The following is a 17,352-nucleotide window of genomic DNA, read 5'->3' as shown; positions in this document are numbered from 1 at the left end:
AAGTCCGTGATGCCTGGTTAGGCGGGGACGATGTTCACCAGTTTAGGCGCCCGCACGATTACGGTGCGGATGCCACGGCCGTCCATGGCGCGCTGGACATTTTCGGATGCGAGTGCCAGTTCGCGCAGATCGTCCTCGCTGATGTCCGGCGATACTTCGAGCCTGTCGCGGACCTTGCCCTGGACCTGCACAACGGCGGTGACGGTGTCCTGGACGAGCAGGGCGTCGTCGTGCTTCGGCCAGCCGGCATTGGCCACGGAGGCAGCGTGTCCCAGCGTGTTCCAGAGATCTTCTGCCGTGTACGGGGCAAAAAGGCTCAGGATCACAGCGACGGCCTCAACTGCCTCGCGCACGGCGGGGTCGGCTCCACCCGCTCCGGAGTCGATGGTCTTACGCGTCGCGTTGACCAACTCCATGAGCCGTGCCACTACGACGTTGAACTTGTTGTTGTCCAACAGTTCAGCGGCATCAGCGATGGTCTTGTGGGTCACCGTGCGCAAGGCGCGGTCACCGGCACTGGCATCGGTTCCGGGTTCGCTGGTGACGTCCTGGCCCAGGCGCCAGGCACGGGCCAGGAACTTGGCCGAACCGGACGGCGAGACGTCCGCCCAGTCAACATCGTCCTCAGGTGGCGAGGCGAAGACCATGGTCAGGCGAACGGCGTCAACGCCGAACTTGTCCAACTGCTCGCCAAGGTCCACACCATTGCCAAGGGACTTGCTCATGGCCTTGCCGCCATTGAGCACCTGGCCCTGGTTGAGCAGCGCGCTGAAGGGCTCGCTGGCGTCGATCAGGCCGATGTCCTTGATGACCTTGGTAAAGAACCGGGCGTAGAGCAGATGCAGGATGGCGTGCTCCACGCCGCCCACGTACTGCCCCACGGGCATCCAGTCATTGATCTTCGACGGATCAAACGGGCCCTCGGTGTAGTGGGGCGAGACGAACCGCAGGAAGTACCAGGAAGAGTCCACGAACGTATCCATGGTGTCCGTGTCGCGCTGTGCTGCCCTGCCGCAGTTGGGGCACTCGACGTTGACCCATTCGACGGCGGCGGCCAGCGGTGAGGTGCCCTTGGGCGCCAGCGCCTCTCCGCGCAGGTCTTCGGGCAGCTTCACGGGCAATTGGTCGTCGGGAACGGGCACTTCGCCGCATTCGGCGCAGTGAATGATCGGGATGGGCGTGCCCCAGAAACGCTGGCGGCTGAGCAGCCAGTCGCGGAGCCGGAAGTTGACGAACTTCTCGCCGGTTCCCAACTTCTCCAGAATCCCGATGGCGGCCGGGATGGCCTCCGACTTGGACAGGCCATCCAAGTCGCCGGAGTTCTTGAGCTGTCCTTCGCCCGCGGTGGCCACACCGGTCTCGGCGGGGTCTTCCTCGCCTGTATCAAGTACGGCGCGCACGGGCAGGCCAAACGCCTTGGCGAAATCGAGGTCGCGTTGGTCGTGCGCCGGAACAGCCATGATGGCTCCAGTGCCGTAGTCGGCCAGAACGTAGTCGGCTGCCCAAACGGGAAGCTTCTCACCGTTGAGCGGATTGATGGCGTAGCGTCCGGTAAAGACGCCGGTCTTCTCGCGCTCCGTGGACTGGCGCTCGATCTCGGAGAGGGCCTTGACCTTTTCCCGGTAGGCCATGAGTTCGTCATGCTGTTCAGGTGTAACGAGGTCCAGGGCCAAATGCGCATCCGCAGCAACCACGAAGAATGTTGCGCCGTAAAGGGTGTCCGGGCGGGTGGTGAAGACGGTGACTTCGCGCTCTGCCCGGTCCTGGGTGCCCTCGATGACAAAGCGGACGTGGGCGCCCTCGGAGCGGCCGATCCAGTTCCGCTGCATGGCCAGCACGCGCTCGGGCCAGTGGCCCTGGAGTTGGTCCATGTCCTCGAGCAGGCGGTCGGCGTACTCGGTGATCTTGAAGTACCACTGGTTCAGGGACTTCTTGGTGACTGCCGTGCCACAGCGCTCACAGGCACCGTTGACTACTTGCTCGTTCGCGAGGACGGTGAGGTCCTTGGGGCACCAGTTGACGGGCGAGTCCTTGCGGTACGCCAAGCCACGCTCATAGAAGCGCTTGAACAGCCACTGGGTCCACCGGTAGTACTCGGGGTCGGACGTATGCAGACGCCGGGACCAGTCGGCCGAAATGGCGTAGCGTTTGAACGAGGCAGCCTGCGTGTCGATGTTGGCGTAGGTCCACTCGCTGGGGTGGGCGTTGCGCTTAATTGCCGCGTTCTCAGCGGGGAGGCCGAACGAGTCCCAACCGATGGGGTGCAGGACGTCGTAGCCCTTCTGGCGCAGGTAGCGCGCTACGACGTCGCCCATGGCAAACGCCTCGGCGTGCCCCATGTGGAGGTCGCCTGAGGGGTAGGGGAACATGTCCAGCACGTAGCGGCGTTCCCGCGAACCATCGTCAAGTGGAGTGAACACTTTGAGGTCTTCCCAGACCTGCGGCCACTTGGCTTCCATCGCGGCGAAGCTGTAGACGCCTTCTTCAGGCGCTCCAGCTGCGGCTGTCTGTGCTGTTCCGGTCTCTGTCTCCGGCTGAACGCTCACTGCTGCCCTCTTCTGTTCTTCGATGGCGGTTTTGCCTCCTGCTGCGCTCCAGGTAAAGCCCCGGACACACAAAAGCCCCTCGACAATGGAGGGGCGGCCGCTCGGCTGTTGATTGCCGGGCGGCTAGCTAAGCAGAAGGATCGCACGCATACAAACACCTTACCGCACCAAACCCATGGGCTGGGTGCATGGAGCGGCTTACAGAAGGCCGGCTTGATGACGCCGTGCTGTTAAGGGGGCCCGGGAGCGGCTTCGGGCGTCCGCGTAGCGGGCGGGGCCCCCTTAACAGCTAAGGCGTCATGTCGCGGGCCTTACTTAACGTCCTCGTCGACCCAATCCATGGATTTGGTCACGGCCTTCTTCCAGAGCCGCAGCTGGCGCTCCTGCTCTTCGGCAGGCAGCTGCGGTTCCCAGCGCTTGTCCTCGCCCCAGTTGGCGCTGAGTTCGCCCAGGTCCTTCCAGAATCCGACGGCCAGGCCTGCAGCGTACGCGGCGCCCAAGGCCGTGGTTTCAACCACCTTCGGACGGACTACCGGTACGCCGAGGATGTCGGCCTGGAACTGCATGAGTGCCTCGTTGGCGACCATGCCGCCGTCGACCTTCAGTTCGGTGAGGGGCACACCCGAGTCGGCGTTGACGGCGTCGAGTACCTCGCGGGTCTGGAACGCAGTCGCTTCAAGGGCAGCACGCGCAATGTGGCCCTTGTTGGCGAAGCGGGTGAGGCCTACGATCGCGCCTCGCGCGTCAGCCCTCCAATACGGAGCGAACAAGCCGGAGAACGCGGGAACGATGTACACGCCACCGTTGTCTTCGACTGCGGCGGCGAGTTCTTCCACCTGGGGTGCGGAGCTGATCACGCCGAGGTTGTCACGCAGCCACTGAATCAGGGAACCGGTGACGGCGATGGAACCTTCCAGGGCGTAGTGGGGCTTGTCGTCGCCGAGCTTGTATCCCAGGGTGGTGAGCAGGCCGTTCTTGGAGTGGACGATTTCCTCGCCGGTGTTGAAGATCAGGAAGCAACCCGTGCCGTAGGTGTTTTTCGCTTCACCGGCTTGGAACGCGGCTTGACCAAATGTGGCGGCTTGCTGGTCGCCCAGGATGCCGGCCACAGGAACTTCGCGCAGCAACTGTGAGGTGTGGACGTGTCCGTAGACCTCGGAGGAGGATTTGATGGCGGGCATCATGGAGGCCGGGACGCCGAAGACGTCAAGAATTTCCTGGTCCCATTGCAGCGTTTCAAGGTCCATGAACATAGTGCGGGACGCGTTGGTCACGTCAGTGACGTGCACGCCGCCGTCGACTCCACCTGTCAGGTTCCAGAGAACCCAGGCGTCGGTGTTCCCAAACAAGAGGTCGCCGGCTTCTGCGCGTTCGCGGGCGCCGTCGACGTTGTCCAGGATCCATTTGATCTTGGTTCCGGAGAAGTAGGTAGCGAGCGGCAGTCCAACCTTCTGTTTGAACCGTTCAGGTCCACCGTCTCTGGCAAGCTCGTCCACAATGGGCTGGGTCCGTGTGTCCTGCCAGACGATGGCGTTGTAAACCGCCTCGCCCGTGTTCTTATCCCACACCACGGCGGTCTCACGCTGGTTGGTAATACCGACGGCGGCAATATCGTGCCGCGTCAGGTTCGCCTTGGACAGCGCGGAACCTATGACCTCCCGGGTGTTGTTCCAGATCTCGGCGGGGTTGTGCTCGACCCAACCTGCCTGCGGGAAGATCTGCTCATGTTCCATCTGTCCCGTTGACACAATGTTGCCGGAGTGGTCAAAGACGATGGCGCGGGAGCTGGTGGTGCCTTGGTCGATGGCGATGACGTATTGATTCATGGTGACGTCCTTGTCTCAGTGGTTATTGGCGGTTATTGATCGGGTAGGGCGTATTGCCGCGAAAGGGTGTCTAGCCGGCGACGGACGGCATGATCCCCGGAACGATGTTGGCCATGAGGCCTGCCAGCGTACCGCCGACAAGGGGCCCAACGACAGGGATCCAGGAGTAGGCCCAGTCGCTGGAACCCTTGCCCTTGATGGGGAGGATGGCGTGCGCGATGCGGGGTCCAAGGTCACGTGCCGGGTTGATGGCGTAACCGGTGGGGCCACCGATGGACACACCGATACCGACCACGAGCAGCGCTACCGCCAACGGGCCCAGGCCCGAGGGGGTGCCGCCGAAAGTCAGGATGACGAAAACCAGGACGAACGTGCCAATGATTTCGGTGATGAGGTTCCACGGGGTTGAACGGATGGCAGGCCCGGTGGAGAACGTTCCCAGCTTGTTGGCCGCCAGCGGCTCCTCATCGAAGTGCTGCTTGTAAGCGAGCCAGCAAACAACGGCGCCGAGGAATGCCCCGAGCAGTTCGCCGCCGAAGTACGTCAAGGTGGAAGCGAAGTCCACGCTGACATCGGGCGCGTATTCCTTGCTTCCCTTGACGAGCAGGCCCAAGGTGACAGCCGGGTTCAGGTGCGCACCGGACTTGGCGGCCACGAAAACGCCCGCGAAGACCGCAATACCCCAGCCCCAGGTCACCATCAAGAATCCACCGTTGTTGCCCTTGGTGCCTTTGAGCGCAACGTTGGCCACGACGCCACAACCCAGCAGGGTCAGCATCATGGTTCCGAATACTTCGGAAAGGAAAACTATTCCAAGAGACATCTTTGACTCCTCATTTTTCTGTTGTCAGCCTCCTCGCGGGTTGAAGAGGCTGTTGGGACAGTTCCGTTTTCCGCAACCATCCCGGTGTGGTGAGCCCCCAAGGGGCTCACCTACCCCGTTTGCCGTCCCTGTCGCCAGCTTCCTGGCCACACAGTGGGACGATCAAGCATCTTGTGTGACCGGCCTCATGCCACGAGACTGTGCACGTCGACCTTGTGGAACCGCCGCAGCACTTCCTGGGCATGCCGCACTTCTGCGTCACGGTCAGCGGCATCCCACCCAAGCGGTTCAGCCAATGCCGCAGCAATTTCGTTCAGCAACTCGCCGGTCACCAGGCCGCGGAACGCGAGGGACGTCCGCCGGATGAGGACATCCACCAGATGCCCGACCTGCTCGTTTTCGGCCATGAATGCCAACTCGCGAACACTGAGTTCCCGGGTTGAACGAAGCGGCGCGTCGTGTCCTGCGTTCAGGTAATCGATGACGGTCTCTGCCCGTGTTCCATACCGCGTCAGGAGTCCAGCCACGCGGTCCGCGTCCAGTCCGGGCCCCATGTGCTTCTTGATCCACTCCTGCTCACCTTGTTCCGTGGCAGGGAAGCCAGCGCCGCCGCCGATGGCGAGTTTCGCCGTCGAAATTTTCCGTTCCCGACCAAGTTCGCGAAGAACGTCGTTGGTCATGTGTTCGGCCAGTGCCCGGAAAGTAGTCCACTTGCCACCTACCAGGCTCAGTACGACGGCGGCCTTGCCGCCTGGCGTAGCCATGGCACCTTCGCCGGTGTGGACGCTGCGTTCGATCCTGTAGTCCCTTGAGACAAATCCCGGTTGGGTTGCGTCGTGGCGCGGCAGTGGACGGACTCCGGCGAAGCTGTAGACGATCTGGCCGCGGTCCACCTTGATGGTGGGGAAGACGTGGCCGATCAGGTCGAAGAAGTAGTCGATTTCGGATTCGGTACAGACCGCGTCTTCTGACATATCGGCGTCGACGTCCGTGGTGCCCACCAACACCCGGTCCCCCATCGGGTAAATAAGGACGATGCGGCCGTCCGTGTGTTCGAAGAAGATCTCCCGGCCATTGCAGGCGGCCAGCAGCCCAGGGTGGTCCAGCACAATGTGCGAGCCCTTGGTGCCGCCCATGAACTGGCTGGCGGCCCCCATGGCCTGGTTGGTGAGGTCCACCCATGCACCGGTGGTGTTGACGATGACGTCTGCCTGGAAATCGAACTCCTTGCCGCTCAATTCGTCGCGCAGCCGGACTCCGTCAGTACCCATGGAAACCAGTGAGACGTAGTTGCTGGCCCGGGCCGTCCCGCCAGGCAGGCCACCACCGCGCCCGGCCTTCTCGCCATCCTGAAGCACGTCCAGGGTGAGCCGCTCAGGGTTGTGGACGGACGCGTCAAAGTAGGTTGCCGTGTACTTGATTCCCGGGTGCAGCTTGGGCAGCTCCGCCAAAGCCTTGTCCTTGCCGCGGAACTGGTGCCGGGGGACGCTGCCGCCGTCACGGGAGAAGAAGTCGTACACGCTCAAGCCGAGCTTGATGAGGAAGGCGCCGCGTTCGTTCGGTTTGCCCTGTTTGTGGGTGAGGAAGCGAATGGGCGCGGACAGGATGCCGGAGAAGGTGCTGAAGATGGGAATGGTGGTCTGCAGCGGCTTGACGTAATGCGGGGCGATCCGCAGAAGGCGGTTGCGCTCCACCACTGATTCCTTGACAAGGCGGAACTCACCGTTCTCCAAGTAACGGATGCCGCCATGGATCATGTGCGACGATGCACCGCTTGCGCCCTGGCAGTAGTCACCACGCTCCACAAGCGCAACATCAATGCCCTGCAAGGCCAGGTCACGGAAGGTCCCTACGCCGTTGATACCCCCGCCGATAATCAGCACCTTCGCCGACGGCCGCTCCCGCAAGGCGGTTACAGACTCACGCCGATGCGCATCAGAGGAGGTAGAAATCCTGTTGTGTCCCAAAACTGCTCCCTTGGGCTTGGTTTGTGCGCGGCGTTACGTTCGCTGCACCTTTCACCACTAATCTGGCGAAGGTGGAAAATGGAGTCAAGCTATTTGCACAAACGTGCAGTAAGGAAATGAGATGGGACGCTCACGTCACTCGGATGCCCTCCGGGCCGCACAGATGTACTACCTGCAGGACCTGACCATGGACGCCATTGCGCGTGAGTTACGGACCTCGCGCTCCACTGTTTCAAGGCTCTTGTCTTCCGCCCGGGAAACAGGCTTGGTCCAGGTCCAGATCCGCAGCCCGTTTGATACCGCCCCCGAGCTCGAAAGCCAGATTCGCGAGAAGTTCAAGGTGGACGTCCACGTAGTGCCGGTGCTTGACACCTTGAACGAGGCTGAGACGCTGGACCGCGTGGCCATGCAGGCAGCTCGGACCATAGGACCCCTGGTGGATTCCAATGCCATCATCGGCATTGCCTGGGGTGCCACGCTCAGCGCTGTAAGCCGGCACCTGACCCGGAAAGTCACGCACGACACCATCGTTGTCCAACTCAACGGCGCCGGGAACATGCAGACAACGGGCATCACCTATGCGAGCGACATCATGCGGCGCTTCGGCAGCGCCTACGGAGCGCGGGTCGAACAATTTCCCGTGCCGGCTTTTTTCGATCACGCGGCCACCAAGACGGCCATGTGGAATGAACGCAGCGTTCAACGCATCCTGGATCTGCAGGCGCGCATGAGCATCGCCATTTTCGGTGTTGGATCCGTTGATTCGGACTATCCAAGCCATGTGTATGCCGGCGGCTACCTCGACGAACAAGACCTCAGCATGTTGGCCGCCGACGACGTGGTGGGCGACGTAGCCACGGTCTTCTTCCGCAGTGATGGATCATCTGACGGCATTACCCTGAACGAGCGGTCGACTGGTCCAAGCCATGAACAGCTACGGCAGGTGCGACGCCGGATTTGCGTCGTGTCCGGTGCCTCCAAAATCAACGGCCTGCAGGGCGCCCTGGCAGCCGGACTTGCCACTGACCTCATCCTCGACGAAGCCTCGGCGCGACGCCTGGTGAGTTTCAATGGCCAGTCCTGAGGCTTTCGGCCGGGGAATGGGTAGAGTCGTTGATATGAGATTCCCGGCCCGGCTGACATTGAACAACGGCGTGATGATGGATCGCCTGGGATTCGGACTCTATAAGGTGCCGCCCAAAGAAGCTGAAGCTTTGGTGAGCACTGCCCTCGGCGAAGGCTATCGGCGGTTCGATACCGCCGCCATGTATCGCAACGAAGTAGGCGTAGGCCGCGCGATCGGTGGTGCAATCGGCGATGCCAATGAGGCAAACCTCGGCACGGGTGGTTCCGGCGAATCCGTGCATGCCCTGACCCGGGAAGACGTCTTTGTCACCACCAAGGTCTGGAACGACGACCACGGTTACGACTCCACGCTCCGGGCTTTCGATTCATCCATGGCCAACCTCGGACTGGACTACGTGGATCTTTACCTCATCCACTGGCCGTGTGCCGGACGAGGCCTGTTCGTGGAGACCTACAAAGCCATGGAAACCCTGTACAGGGAAGGCAAAGTCCGGGCCATTGGGGTTTCGAACTTCCAGCCCGGGCACTTGGAAGAACTCATGCAGAAAGCCGAAGTGGTCCCGGCCGTTAATCAAATAGAGCTGCACCCCTGGCTTCAGCAGCCCAGGCTGCGGACACTGCATGAACAACTCGGGATCCGAACCGAAGCATGGAGTCCCCTCGGCCGTGGGCAGGTCCTTGCCGATCCTGCGATTGCGGATTTGGCTCACAAGTACGGCAGGACACCGGCCCAAATAATCCTCCGGTGGCATCTCCAGCTTGGGAACCTCGTCATTCCGAAAGCAAGTTCCGCGGGGCGGATCAAGGAGAACTTTGCCGTTTTCGACTTCGAACTCGAGGCAGCAGACATGGACGGCATGGCGGCGCTTGAACGCCACCACCGCACGGGCTCGCACCCGGACAACGTGAATTAGGAACGGCCGAATGGAAAAAGTGGACACCGCGCAAACCCCGGAAGGCGCAGATGCCCCGTTTGAATTCATCAGCAAATCCCTGCAGGGACGCACTATCGCCTCTGATGTGGACGTCGATGGCAGCAATGTGGCGTATTGGACGTACGAACCCGTCAAACCCACACAGGATGCCCGCACGATTTTGGTCATTCACGGTTTTCGGGGTGACCACCACGGATTGCTCCGTGTAGCGGACCTGCTTCCGGACATGCGGATCATCATGCCTGACCTCCCTGCGTTTGGCAGTTCGGATCCTTTCCTTGACGACGAACACACGGTTGAGCGTTACGGCCATTTCATCTCCGGTTTCATGGCCGCGCTGGGCCTGGGCCCCAAGACCGTGCTGCTGGGCCATTCCTTCGGCTCCATCGTCGCGAGCCATTTTGCGGCCCGGAATCCCGGCGCCATTTATCCATTGATCCTGATCAACCCCATCGCTGCACCCGCTTTGGAGGGTCCCAAGGGGATCATGACCAAGCTCGCGGTGTTTTACTATCAGGTGTCTGCCAGGCTTCCACGGCGCCTTGGCCTTGCCCTCCTGCGCAACCGCGCCATTGTCCGCGTCATGAGTATCACCATGGCCAAGACCAAAGACAAAAACCTGCGTCGCTTCATACACGGCCAGCACGATGCCTACTTCAGCGCATTCGCGGACCGGAGGAGCCTGCTCGAATCCTTCAAGGCATCCGTGTCGGGAACAGTGGCCGACGTCGCCGGGGAGTTGCGCCTCCCCGTGCTTCTGATCGCGGGCGAAAAGGACGAGATCGCCACTCTGCCCAACCAGCACAAACTGATGGAACGCCTTCCGGAGGCCACGCTGGAAGTGATTCCCGACGTCGGGCATTTGATCCACTACGAGACTCCGGCCCCGGCTGCCGCAGCCATCCGCACATTCCTGGAGGAACACCCCGCGTGAAAATTGTCATCGACGCCCGCTTCACCAGGACGGACCACCACGATGGCATCAGCCGGTACGGTTCAAGCCTCATTGCAGCAACATCCAAAATTGCGGATGTCACCATGCTCATCAATGACGAACGCCAGCTGGCTTTGCTTCCCGACGTGCCCTACGTGATGGTCAACAGCCCGCTGTCCCCGCTCGAGCTGTTCGTGGCCCGTAAAGTCAACCCGCTGAAGGCCGACGTCGTGGTGTGCCCGATGCAAACCATGGGAACCTTGGGGCGGAAGTATGGCCTGATCCTTACGCTTCACGATCTCATCTATTACGAACACCCCGCTCCCCCGGGGTTCCTTCCGGCTCCGGTGCGCCTGCTCTGGAGGCTGTACCACAAGGCATTCTGGCCGCAGCGCCTTTTGCTGAACCGGGCTGACGTGGTGGCAACCATCAGCAGGACCACAGAGGCTTTAATGGCCAAGTACACCTTGACCCGCCGTCCCGTACGGATCGTTGGCAACGCCCCGCAGCCCGGCCAGACTCCCCGCGATCCTTCGGCCGGAGCGGATAAGACCCTGCTGTACATGGGTTCGTTCATGCCTTACAAGAACGTGGAAACCATGATTCGGGGAATGGCAGGCCTGCAGGATTACACACTGCACTTGCTCAGCCGGATTACGCCCCAGCGTCGGGCCGAACTCGAGGCCATGGTGCCCCACGGGGCAAAGGTCCTGTTCCACAACGGTGTAACAGACGCCGAGTATGAAGAGCTTTTGACCAGGGCGACTGCACTCATCAGCTTGTCGCGGGCCGAGGGATATGGCTTGCCCCTGGTGGAGGCGATGTCCCTGGGTACGCCCGTTATCGCCAGCGACATTCCAATTTTCCGGGAAGTGGGCGCCGATGCGGTCAGCTATGTTGACCCCGGTTCACCCTCGGAGTTCGCTGCGGCTGTCACGGCGCTGGGTGATGACGCATTGTGGCAGGAACGTTCCCGCAGGTCCGTGGAACGTGCTGGAGACTTCAACTGGGACGAATCCGCCCGGCAGTTGCTGGCTGCGGCAGAAGAGGTCTTGGCGCTTCGTAAGCGCTAGCGTGCCCGCCGAAACCAGCAGCTGAAGGCTACAAAACATCCACGCCGTCGAGCCGCAGTTGGACTGGCCCGGCTGTGCGTTTCGCCGCGTTCGCTGCCTTGACGGCACGCATGGCACGGGTAACGTCTGCGGCGTCTGCGTAGGGAATGAAGTACAGGGTGCGAACGTCTGCCTGAAGTGGCGCCGGACCGGCGCTGCGGAGCTTCGAACCGGACTTCAGCTTGACGCTTGCCTCGAAGGTATCGGAAAAATGCGCGACGTCGGCACTTGGCCCGGTCACTGAAGCTACCCGCACTGCCGGGGGAAGCTGGAGTTCTTTGCGGAGTGCCAGTTCACGCGACGCGTAGCCCGGTGCGTCCCAGCGCAGCAGGGCTCCGGTAGCGGTTGTGTCATCTGCCGTGATGACTACCAGCCCGCCGTGGTTGGAGGGTCTCACCAGCGACGCCGCGTTGAACCACCGCCGAACAGTGTCCTCGCCGGCCCGCAGGTTTTCCCGGCGGAGCAATGAATTACCATCCAGAAGCAGCGCGGCCGCGTACCCCTGGGGAGCCACGGGTTCCGCGCCGACCGTGGCAATGACCAATGCCGGAGCATCAGGAACCGTGGCCTTGATGTTTTCCCCGGATGAGGTGATAACCGTCTGGCCAGGAAAAGCCCGGCCCAGTTCCTCCGCCGTTCTCACGGCTCCCGCCGCAACCCGGCGCAGCTGTGTGCCGTTGCAATGGTTGCAGTGCCACTGCGGTGCCGGAGTGGAACACCAGCGGCAAAGCGGCATGGCGGAACTGCTGGAGATAGCCAGCGGTCCTTGGCAGTTGTTGCAGCGGGCAAGCTCCCGGCACGTTTCGCAAGCCAAAGAGGGCGCATAGCCGGCACGGGCAACCTGCACCAGCACAGGGCCGTGCTCGAGGCCCTCCTTGGCTGCACGCCATGCCGCTCCGGGCAAACGTGCAATCCGGGCCAGGGGATCCCGTTCCTGTTCAAAGCTGTCCGCTGTGTTCAGGACGCGGGGAACAGTGGAACGAATGACCGTTCGCGGCGCCTCGATCGGCACAGCCCATTTCATTTCAACCAGGCGCTGGAGTTCGGTGCTGCGGCTATGGGATGCCATCAGGCAGGCTGCGTTCTCCTGCTCGGCCCGCAATAGCAGTACTTCCCGCGTGTGTGCGTAGGGAGCCCGCTGGTCGATATGGAGGTCATCGCCGTCGTCCCAACAGACCACAAGTCCCAACTCCCGCACCGGCGCATAGGCGGCGGATCTCGTACCAATGGCTACACGCGCCTCACCACGAAGGATTCGCAGGAAGCTCCGGTAGCGGGGAGTTTGGCCATCGTCGGCCGTCAACCGCGCGACGTCACCCGGTGGCAGGACTTTGGCCAGGGCTACCTCCAGCCGTTCAAGATCCCTGTAATCGGGAACGACCACCACTGCACCACGGCCCGATGCCCGGACTGCCCCAACAGCCGCGGCAACCAGCGAAGGCCAACCCCCCGGGCCGAATCCCTGCAGCGCCGTGAGGACAGCCTTGGGCGCTCCGCCACCGGCCAGGTGGTGGAGGTACGGGGCTCCGTTGGAGTAGGAAGCCCAGCCGGTGGCATCCGGCGCATTAGACGGAAGGTCCGGTTCCCGTGCTGCGTCCCCCGCGAGTAGCTCCTTCTCAACTTTGGCAACGCGAGGGGGAACAGCAGTGCGCAGGACATCGCTCAAGGTTCCGGCGTAGCGCGCGGCTACCGTTCCAGCCAACTCCGCGATGTGGGGCGTCAGGACGGACAGCGTGGAGACTACTTTGTGAAGTGGGGTCAGCGGGTGGCCGGCATCCGAAGCATCGATGCGTTCCAGCACGAAGCCGTTAAGCTCCTGGCCGTTGAACTTCACTTTCACCCGGACGCCGGGAACAGCAGAATCAGCGAGCTCAGCGGGCACGCTGTAATCGAACGGCCGGTCCAGGTGTGGCAGGGAAGATTCCAGCACCACACGTGCAACGGGATTCACCGCCGCCAACGGGGGTCCACTGACGGGAGGCTTGTCAGGGAACCCTTGAAGCAAAGAAGGTTGAAGCAGGGTGGGCTGGGCTTCATTTCCCGCCATGCTCTCTACCTCCAACTCTTTGTCACGATGGGTTTCCCGTGCAGACTAAACGACGGATGCCCGCAGTAGGGGAAACCCACTGCGGGCATCTCTCTGGCTCCAGCCAATCATGGACCACCGACAAAGCAGTAAACCCAGGCGGCACCGGCCGAACATCGAGGAGATCAGGCGTTGAAGAATTCCTTCAGGTCCGCCACGCGGTCCAGGCGCTCCCAAGTGAAGTCGGGCTCGTCGCGCCCGAAGTGTCCGTGAGCCGCCGTCTTGGTGTAAATGGGACGCTTGAGGTCCAAGGCGTCGATGATGGCCCGGGGACGGAGATCGAAAAGTTCGTTGATGGCCTCGCTAATGCGGGCCGGGTCAACAGTTTCCGTGCCGAAGGTCTCTACGTACGTGCCGACCGGACGGGCTTGGCCAATGGCGTAGGCAATCTGGATCTCCGCGCGCTTGGCCAGACCTGCGGCTACCACGTTCTTGGCAACCCAACGCATGGCGTAGGCGGCCGAACGGTCTACCTTGGACGGGTCCTTGCCGGAGAAGGCACCTCCACCGTGCCGGGAGAATCCGCCATAGGTATCGACAATGATCTTCCGACCGGTCAGTCCGGCATCGCCAACCGGGCCACCGATGACGAAGGCACCTGCGGGGTTCAGGATGTTGGCTACGTGGGAGATGTCAAGGTTGGATGCCGCCAGAACGGGATCGATGACATGGCTCGCGAGGTCGGCGCGCAGTTGCTCCAGGCTCGCGTCTTCGGCGTGTTGACTGGAAATAACAACCGTTTCAACCGAAACCGGGCGATCGCCGTCATACCCAACCGTGACCTGCGTCTTGCCATCCGGACGGAGGTATGCGAGTTCGCCGCTCTTGCGGACCTCGGTAAGGCGTTCGGACAAACGGTGGGCAAGCCAGATGGGCGTCGGCATGTAGGACGCAGTTTCATCGCTCGCATAGCCGAACATGATGCCCTGATCGCCCGCACCTTGGAGATCGTAGTCGTCCTCCTGGCGGCCTTCACGCGCCTCAAGCGAGTTGAAGACGCCACCGGCGATGTCGTTGGACTGCTGTCCGATCGACACTGAAACGCCACAGCGGGCCCCGTCGAAACCGTTGGCCGAAGAGTCGTAGCCGATGCCGAGAATGGTCTCACGGACAATCTGCGGAATCTCGACGTAAGCGTCAGTGGTTACTTCACCGGCCACATGGACCAGGCCGGTGGTGGCCATGGTCTCGACAGCCACCCGGGATTCAGGATCAGCAGCCAGCAGCCCATCCAGGATCGCGTCACTGATTTGGTCGCAGATCTTGTCCGGATGCCCTTCAGTGACCGACTCGGACGTGAAGAGCCGGAGCTTGGACGGGGTGCCATGATGTTCATGGTGCAGCGGTAAAGTCACTCGACCACCTTACTGTGTTGCGGGGCGGCGGCATCTGCCGTGTGTCCCTATGCTAAGAATTTCGGGGCGGGGGCTACCGCCCGTGGACATTACCTGGCCGGAAAAACCCTGACCAATTCGGCGCCCACCCGATCCACAACGGCCGCGGCGACATCAAACTTGGATCCGGACGCGGACTGCGGTTCGGCGCCGTGCCCGGAGAGGATCACCACCGAGTTATCGTCCTGGCCGAAGACACGGCCTACCCCGACATGGTTGACCACCAGGAGGTCGCAGCCCTTGCGCTTGAGTTTGGCGGTGGCATGCTCCAGGACATCACCTTGGGCATCGCCCGTTTCGGCCGCAAAGCCCACGATCAGCTGGCGGCCACCCTCAGCGTTGCGCCGTTCGACCAGCTCATGCAGGATGTCCGGGTTCCGAACCAGGCGCACCAACGGCGCGTCCTCGCCGTCGACCTTCTTGATCTTGGTGTCCGAAACCTCGGCCGGCCGGAAATCCGCCACAGCGGCAGCCATGATGACGACGTCGGAATCCACTGCCGCTTTCAGCGCTGCATCACGCAGTTCCAGGGCGGACTCAACGCGGACGAGCTCGACGCCGGCGGGCGGCTCGACGTCCATATGCGCGGCAAGGAAACGAACGGTGGCACCTGCAGCCAATGCAGCCGCGGCCAAGGCAGCACCCTGCTTCCCCGAGGACCGGTTACCCAGGAAACGCACCGGGTCCAGCGCTTCCCTGGTACCACCGGCCGAAATCGTCACTGTTCGGCCAGCAAGGGAAGCGTGTGCCGCGGGTACGGCCTTGGGCGCATCCACCTCCGTGGCGGCCTCGGCCAACGCCATGGCGGCCGTGAAAATTGCTTCGGGTTCGGGCAGGCGGCCGGGGCCCGAATCGGCGCCGGTCAGGCGGCCGCTGGCAGGTTCCAGGACTGTTACCCCTCGACTCCGCAAGGTTTCCACATTGGCCTGGGTTGCAGCATGCTGCCACATTTCCGTGTGCATTGCAGGAGCGAACAGCACCGGCCCGTGAGCCATGAGGAGCGTATTGGTCAGGAGGTCACCGGCCTGGCCTGTGGCTGCCTTGGCCAGGAGGTCCGCAGTGGCCGGTGCAACGACAATCAAGTCAGCCTCGTGGCCCAGACGGACATGGTTGACCTTCTCGACGTCGTCAAAGACGCTGTTGCTCACCGGGTTTCCGGAGAGCGCCTCCCACGTGGCAACACCGACGAAACGGGTGGCTGCTTCGGTTGGGATCACCGTCACCTGGTGTCCGGCTTCAGTAAAAAGCCGGAGGAGCGATGCAACCTTGTAGGCTGCGATCCCTCCCCCGACTCCGAGGACTATGCGCACGTGACCTCCGTCAACAGGCAGTCTGTTTTATTCTGCGGGCTCGATCGGCGTGGAAACCAGGAGGCCTTCGTTGATCTCGCGGAGGGCGATCGACAATGACTTCTCGTTCAGCTTGGTGTCTACCAAGGGACCGACGTACTCGAAGAGGCCCTCGTGCAGCTGGGCGTAGTAGGCGTTGATCTGACGGGCACGCTTGGCGCCGAAGATCACAAGGCCGTACTTGGAATCGGCAGCCTCAAGCAGCGAATCGATCGGCGGGTTGATGATGCCTTCAAGGTTCGTGGACACGAAATCTCCAAATTCTAGCGGGCCTACAAGTGCAAGCGCTTAGCGCTCGTGCGGGGTTAGCCCCATGAGTGAAACAAGCTCGTCCGCTGCCCGGCGAACGTCGTCATTAATGACGGTGTGGTCAAACTCCGGTTCAGCAGCAAGTTCCAGTTTAGCGGTTTCCAGCCTGCGCTGCTGTTCCTCGGCAGATTCAGTGCCGCGGCCCACAAGCCGCCGCACCATTTCTTCCCAACTGGGCGGTGCCAGGAAGACGAACTTGGCATCCGGTACAGCAGCCTTTACCTGCCGTGCACCTTGGAGGTCAATCTCGAGCAGCACCGATTTCCCCTCCGCAATGGCAGCATTCACGGTGCTCCGGAGCGTGCCGTACCGGTTCTGGCCGTGCACCACGGCCCACTCCAGGAGTTCGCCATCAGCCACGAGGGAGTCAAACTCTTCGGCGGACTTGAAGAAGTAGTGAACCCCGTCCTTCTCCCCTGGACGCGCGGCGCGGGTGGTGGCGGAGACGGAAAGCCAAACCTCTGGATAGTTGTCCCTGATGTAGGTGGATACGGTTCCCTTGCCAACAGCAGTTGGGCCTGCGAGGACAGTCAGTCCAGGTTTCTTGCTCACGGATTCCTTCGGGGAGATGCGTCAAACGCTTTGCTGTGTATCCATAAAATCTACCAGCGCCCGGGCCTGGTGAATGCCCAACCCCCTGATGCGCCGGGATGCGGCGATGCCTATGTCCGCCATGATCCCGGCCGCACGTACAGGTCCTATGCCTGGGAGGGCCTCCAGGAGCTCCACCACCCGCATCCGCGCAATGGCTTCATCCGTAGTGCCTGAAGAGATCAGCTCAGCAATGCTCACTTCACCACGTTTGAGCCGTTCTTTGGCTGCGGCCCGCACAGCGCGCGCCTTTGCAGCCTTATCCAAAGCATCGGAACGCTCCTGCGGTGTCAGCTCTTTCAGACCCACGGCCAAACCCCTGTCAGATCGGATTTGTGATTCACGTCACGCGAAACTGATCCTGAACCTACCGGCAGGCGGCGGGTTGCGCAAT

General features: G+C 62.1%; 14 protein-coding genes. 4 read left to right on the top strand and 10 right to left on the bottom strand.

Annotated features, from left to right (window positions below):
• Positions 1-17: 17 nt before the first annotated feature.
• From leuS to AC6I97_RS12100, 4 genes are all read right to left on the bottom strand, one after another.
• Positions 18-2,546, bottom strand: coding sequence for a leucine--tRNA ligase (gene leuS / locus AC6I97_RS12115; RefSeq protein WP_309929715.1), 2,529 nt, complete (start codon positions 2,544-2,546; stop codon positions 18-20).
• Between the two features lie 311 nt (positions 2,547-2,857).
• Positions 2,858-4,372 carry a glycerol kinase GlpK gene (glpK, locus tag AC6I97_RS12110; RefSeq protein WP_497944972.1) on the bottom strand — a complete coding sequence of 505 codons (1,515 nt, stop codon included), beginning with the start codon at positions 4,370-4,372 and terminating at the stop codon, positions 2,858-2,860.
• A 70-nt stretch (positions 4,373-4,442) separates the two neighbouring features.
• Positions 4,443-5,195, bottom strand: a complete 753-nt coding sequence (locus AC6I97_RS12105) for an MIP/aquaporin family protein (protein ID WP_224090521.1) — start codon at positions 5,193-5,195, stop codon at positions 4,443-4,445.
• Positions 5,196-5,380: 185 nt separating this feature from the next.
• Positions 5,381-7,162 carry a glycerol-3-phosphate dehydrogenase/oxidase gene (locus tag AC6I97_RS12100; protein WP_497944971.1) on the bottom strand — a complete coding sequence of 594 codons (1,782 nt, stop codon included), beginning with the start codon at positions 7,160-7,162 and terminating at the stop codon, positions 5,381-5,383.
• 121 nt (positions 7,163-7,283) lie between these two features.
• On the opposite strand from AC6I97_RS12100, the gene AC6I97_RS12095 reads away from it, so the two are divergent.
• Genes AC6I97_RS12095 through AC6I97_RS12080 form a run of 4 tightly spaced genes read left to right on the top strand, consistent with a single transcriptional unit; the run spans position 7,284 to position 11,190 of the window.
• On the top strand, positions 7,284-8,246 hold the full coding sequence (locus AC6I97_RS12095) for a sugar-binding transcriptional regulator (RefSeq protein ID WP_224090525.1): 963 nt from the start codon (positions 7,284-7,286) through the stop codon (positions 8,244-8,246).
• A 34-nt stretch (positions 8,247-8,280) separates the two neighbouring features.
• Positions 8,281-9,162, top strand: a complete 882-nt coding sequence (locus AC6I97_RS12090) for an aldo/keto reductase (RefSeq protein ID WP_497944970.1) — start codon at positions 8,281-8,283, stop codon at positions 9,160-9,162.
• A gap of 10 nt (positions 9,163-9,172) precedes the next feature.
• Positions 9,173-10,117 carry an alpha/beta fold hydrolase gene (locus AC6I97_RS12085; RefSeq protein ID WP_224164461.1) on the top strand — a complete coding sequence of 315 codons (945 nt, stop codon included), beginning with the start codon at positions 9,173-9,175 and terminating at the stop codon, positions 10,115-10,117.
• Positions 10,114-11,190 (top strand): glycosyltransferase family 4 protein, encoded by a 1,077-nt coding sequence (locus AC6I97_RS12080; RefSeq protein WP_497944969.1) that lies wholly within the window; start codon positions 10,114-10,116, stop codon positions 11,188-11,190. The genes AC6I97_RS12085 and AC6I97_RS12080 overlap by 4 nt, the downstream gene beginning before the upstream one ends.
• Positions 11,191-11,218: 28 nt before the next feature.
• Here AC6I97_RS12080 and AC6I97_RS12075 read toward each other — a convergent pair whose 3' ends face one another.
• The 6 genes from AC6I97_RS12075 to mihF form a co-directional block, all read right to left on the bottom strand.
• Complete coding sequence (locus tag AC6I97_RS12075; protein WP_497944968.1) at positions 11,219-13,276, bottom strand: primosomal protein N'; 2,058 nt, start codon at positions 13,274-13,276, stop codon at positions 11,219-11,221.
• A 164-nt stretch (positions 13,277-13,440) separates the two neighbouring features.
• On the bottom strand, positions 13,441-14,670 hold the full coding sequence (gene metK, locus AC6I97_RS12070) for a methionine adenosyltransferase (protein ID WP_224090531.1): 1,230 nt from the start codon (positions 14,668-14,670) through the stop codon (positions 13,441-13,443).
• Between the two features lie 89 nt (positions 14,671-14,759).
• On the bottom strand, positions 14,760-16,019 hold the full coding sequence (gene coaBC, locus AC6I97_RS12065; protein WP_497944967.1) for a bifunctional phosphopantothenoylcysteine decarboxylase/phosphopantothenate--cysteine ligase CoaBC: 1,260 nt from the start codon (positions 16,017-16,019) through the stop codon (positions 14,760-14,762).
• A 27-nt stretch (positions 16,020-16,046) separates the two neighbouring features.
• Positions 16,047-16,307, bottom strand: a complete 261-nt coding sequence (rpoZ, locus tag AC6I97_RS12060) for a DNA-directed RNA polymerase subunit omega (RefSeq protein WP_017197559.1) — start codon at positions 16,305-16,307, stop codon at positions 16,047-16,049.
• A gap of 39 nt (positions 16,308-16,346) precedes the next feature.
• A complete protein-coding gene (gmk, locus tag AC6I97_RS12055) occupies positions 16,347-16,919 on the bottom strand; it encodes a guanylate kinase (RefSeq protein WP_224090532.1) in 573 nt (190 codons plus the stop codon).
• A 21-nt stretch (positions 16,920-16,940) separates the two neighbouring features.
• Positions 16,941-17,267, bottom strand: coding sequence for an integration host factor, actinobacterial type (mihF, locus tag AC6I97_RS12050; RefSeq protein WP_224164465.1), 327 nt, complete (start codon positions 17,265-17,267; stop codon positions 16,941-16,943).
• Between the last annotated feature and the right edge of the window lie 85 nt (positions 17,268-17,352).

Source organism: Arthrobacter sp. TmtSoilC48 (genome assembly GCF_059739425.1).
This window is presented reverse-complemented; position numbering and strand designations above follow the sequence as displayed.

What these genes read in the sequence shown, in the direction of transcription:
- glpK (WP_497944972.1), bottom strand. Translation starts at nt 4,372, where the DNA reads ATGAATCAATACGTCATCGCCATCGACCAAGGCACCACCAGCTCCCGC.
- AC6I97_RS12105 (WP_224090521.1), bottom strand. Translation starts at nt 5,195, where the DNA reads ATGTCTCTTGGAATAGTTTTCCTTTCCGAAGTATTCGGAACCATGATG.
- AC6I97_RS12095 (WP_224090525.1), top strand. Translation starts at nt 7,284, where the DNA reads ATGGGACGCTCACGTCACTCGGATGCCCTCCGGGCCGCACAGATGTAC.
- AC6I97_RS12090 (WP_497944970.1), top strand. Translation starts at nt 8,281, where the DNA reads ATGAGATTCCCGGCCCGGCTGACATTGAACAACGGCGTGATGATGGAT.
- AC6I97_RS12085 (WP_224164461.1), top strand. Translation starts at nt 9,173, where the DNA reads ATGGAAAAAGTGGACACCGCGCAAACCCCGGAAGGCGCAGATGCCCCG.
- AC6I97_RS12075 (WP_497944968.1), bottom strand. Translation starts at nt 13,276, where the DNA reads ATGGCGGGAAATGAAGCCCAGCCCACCCTGCTTCAACCTTCTTTGCTT.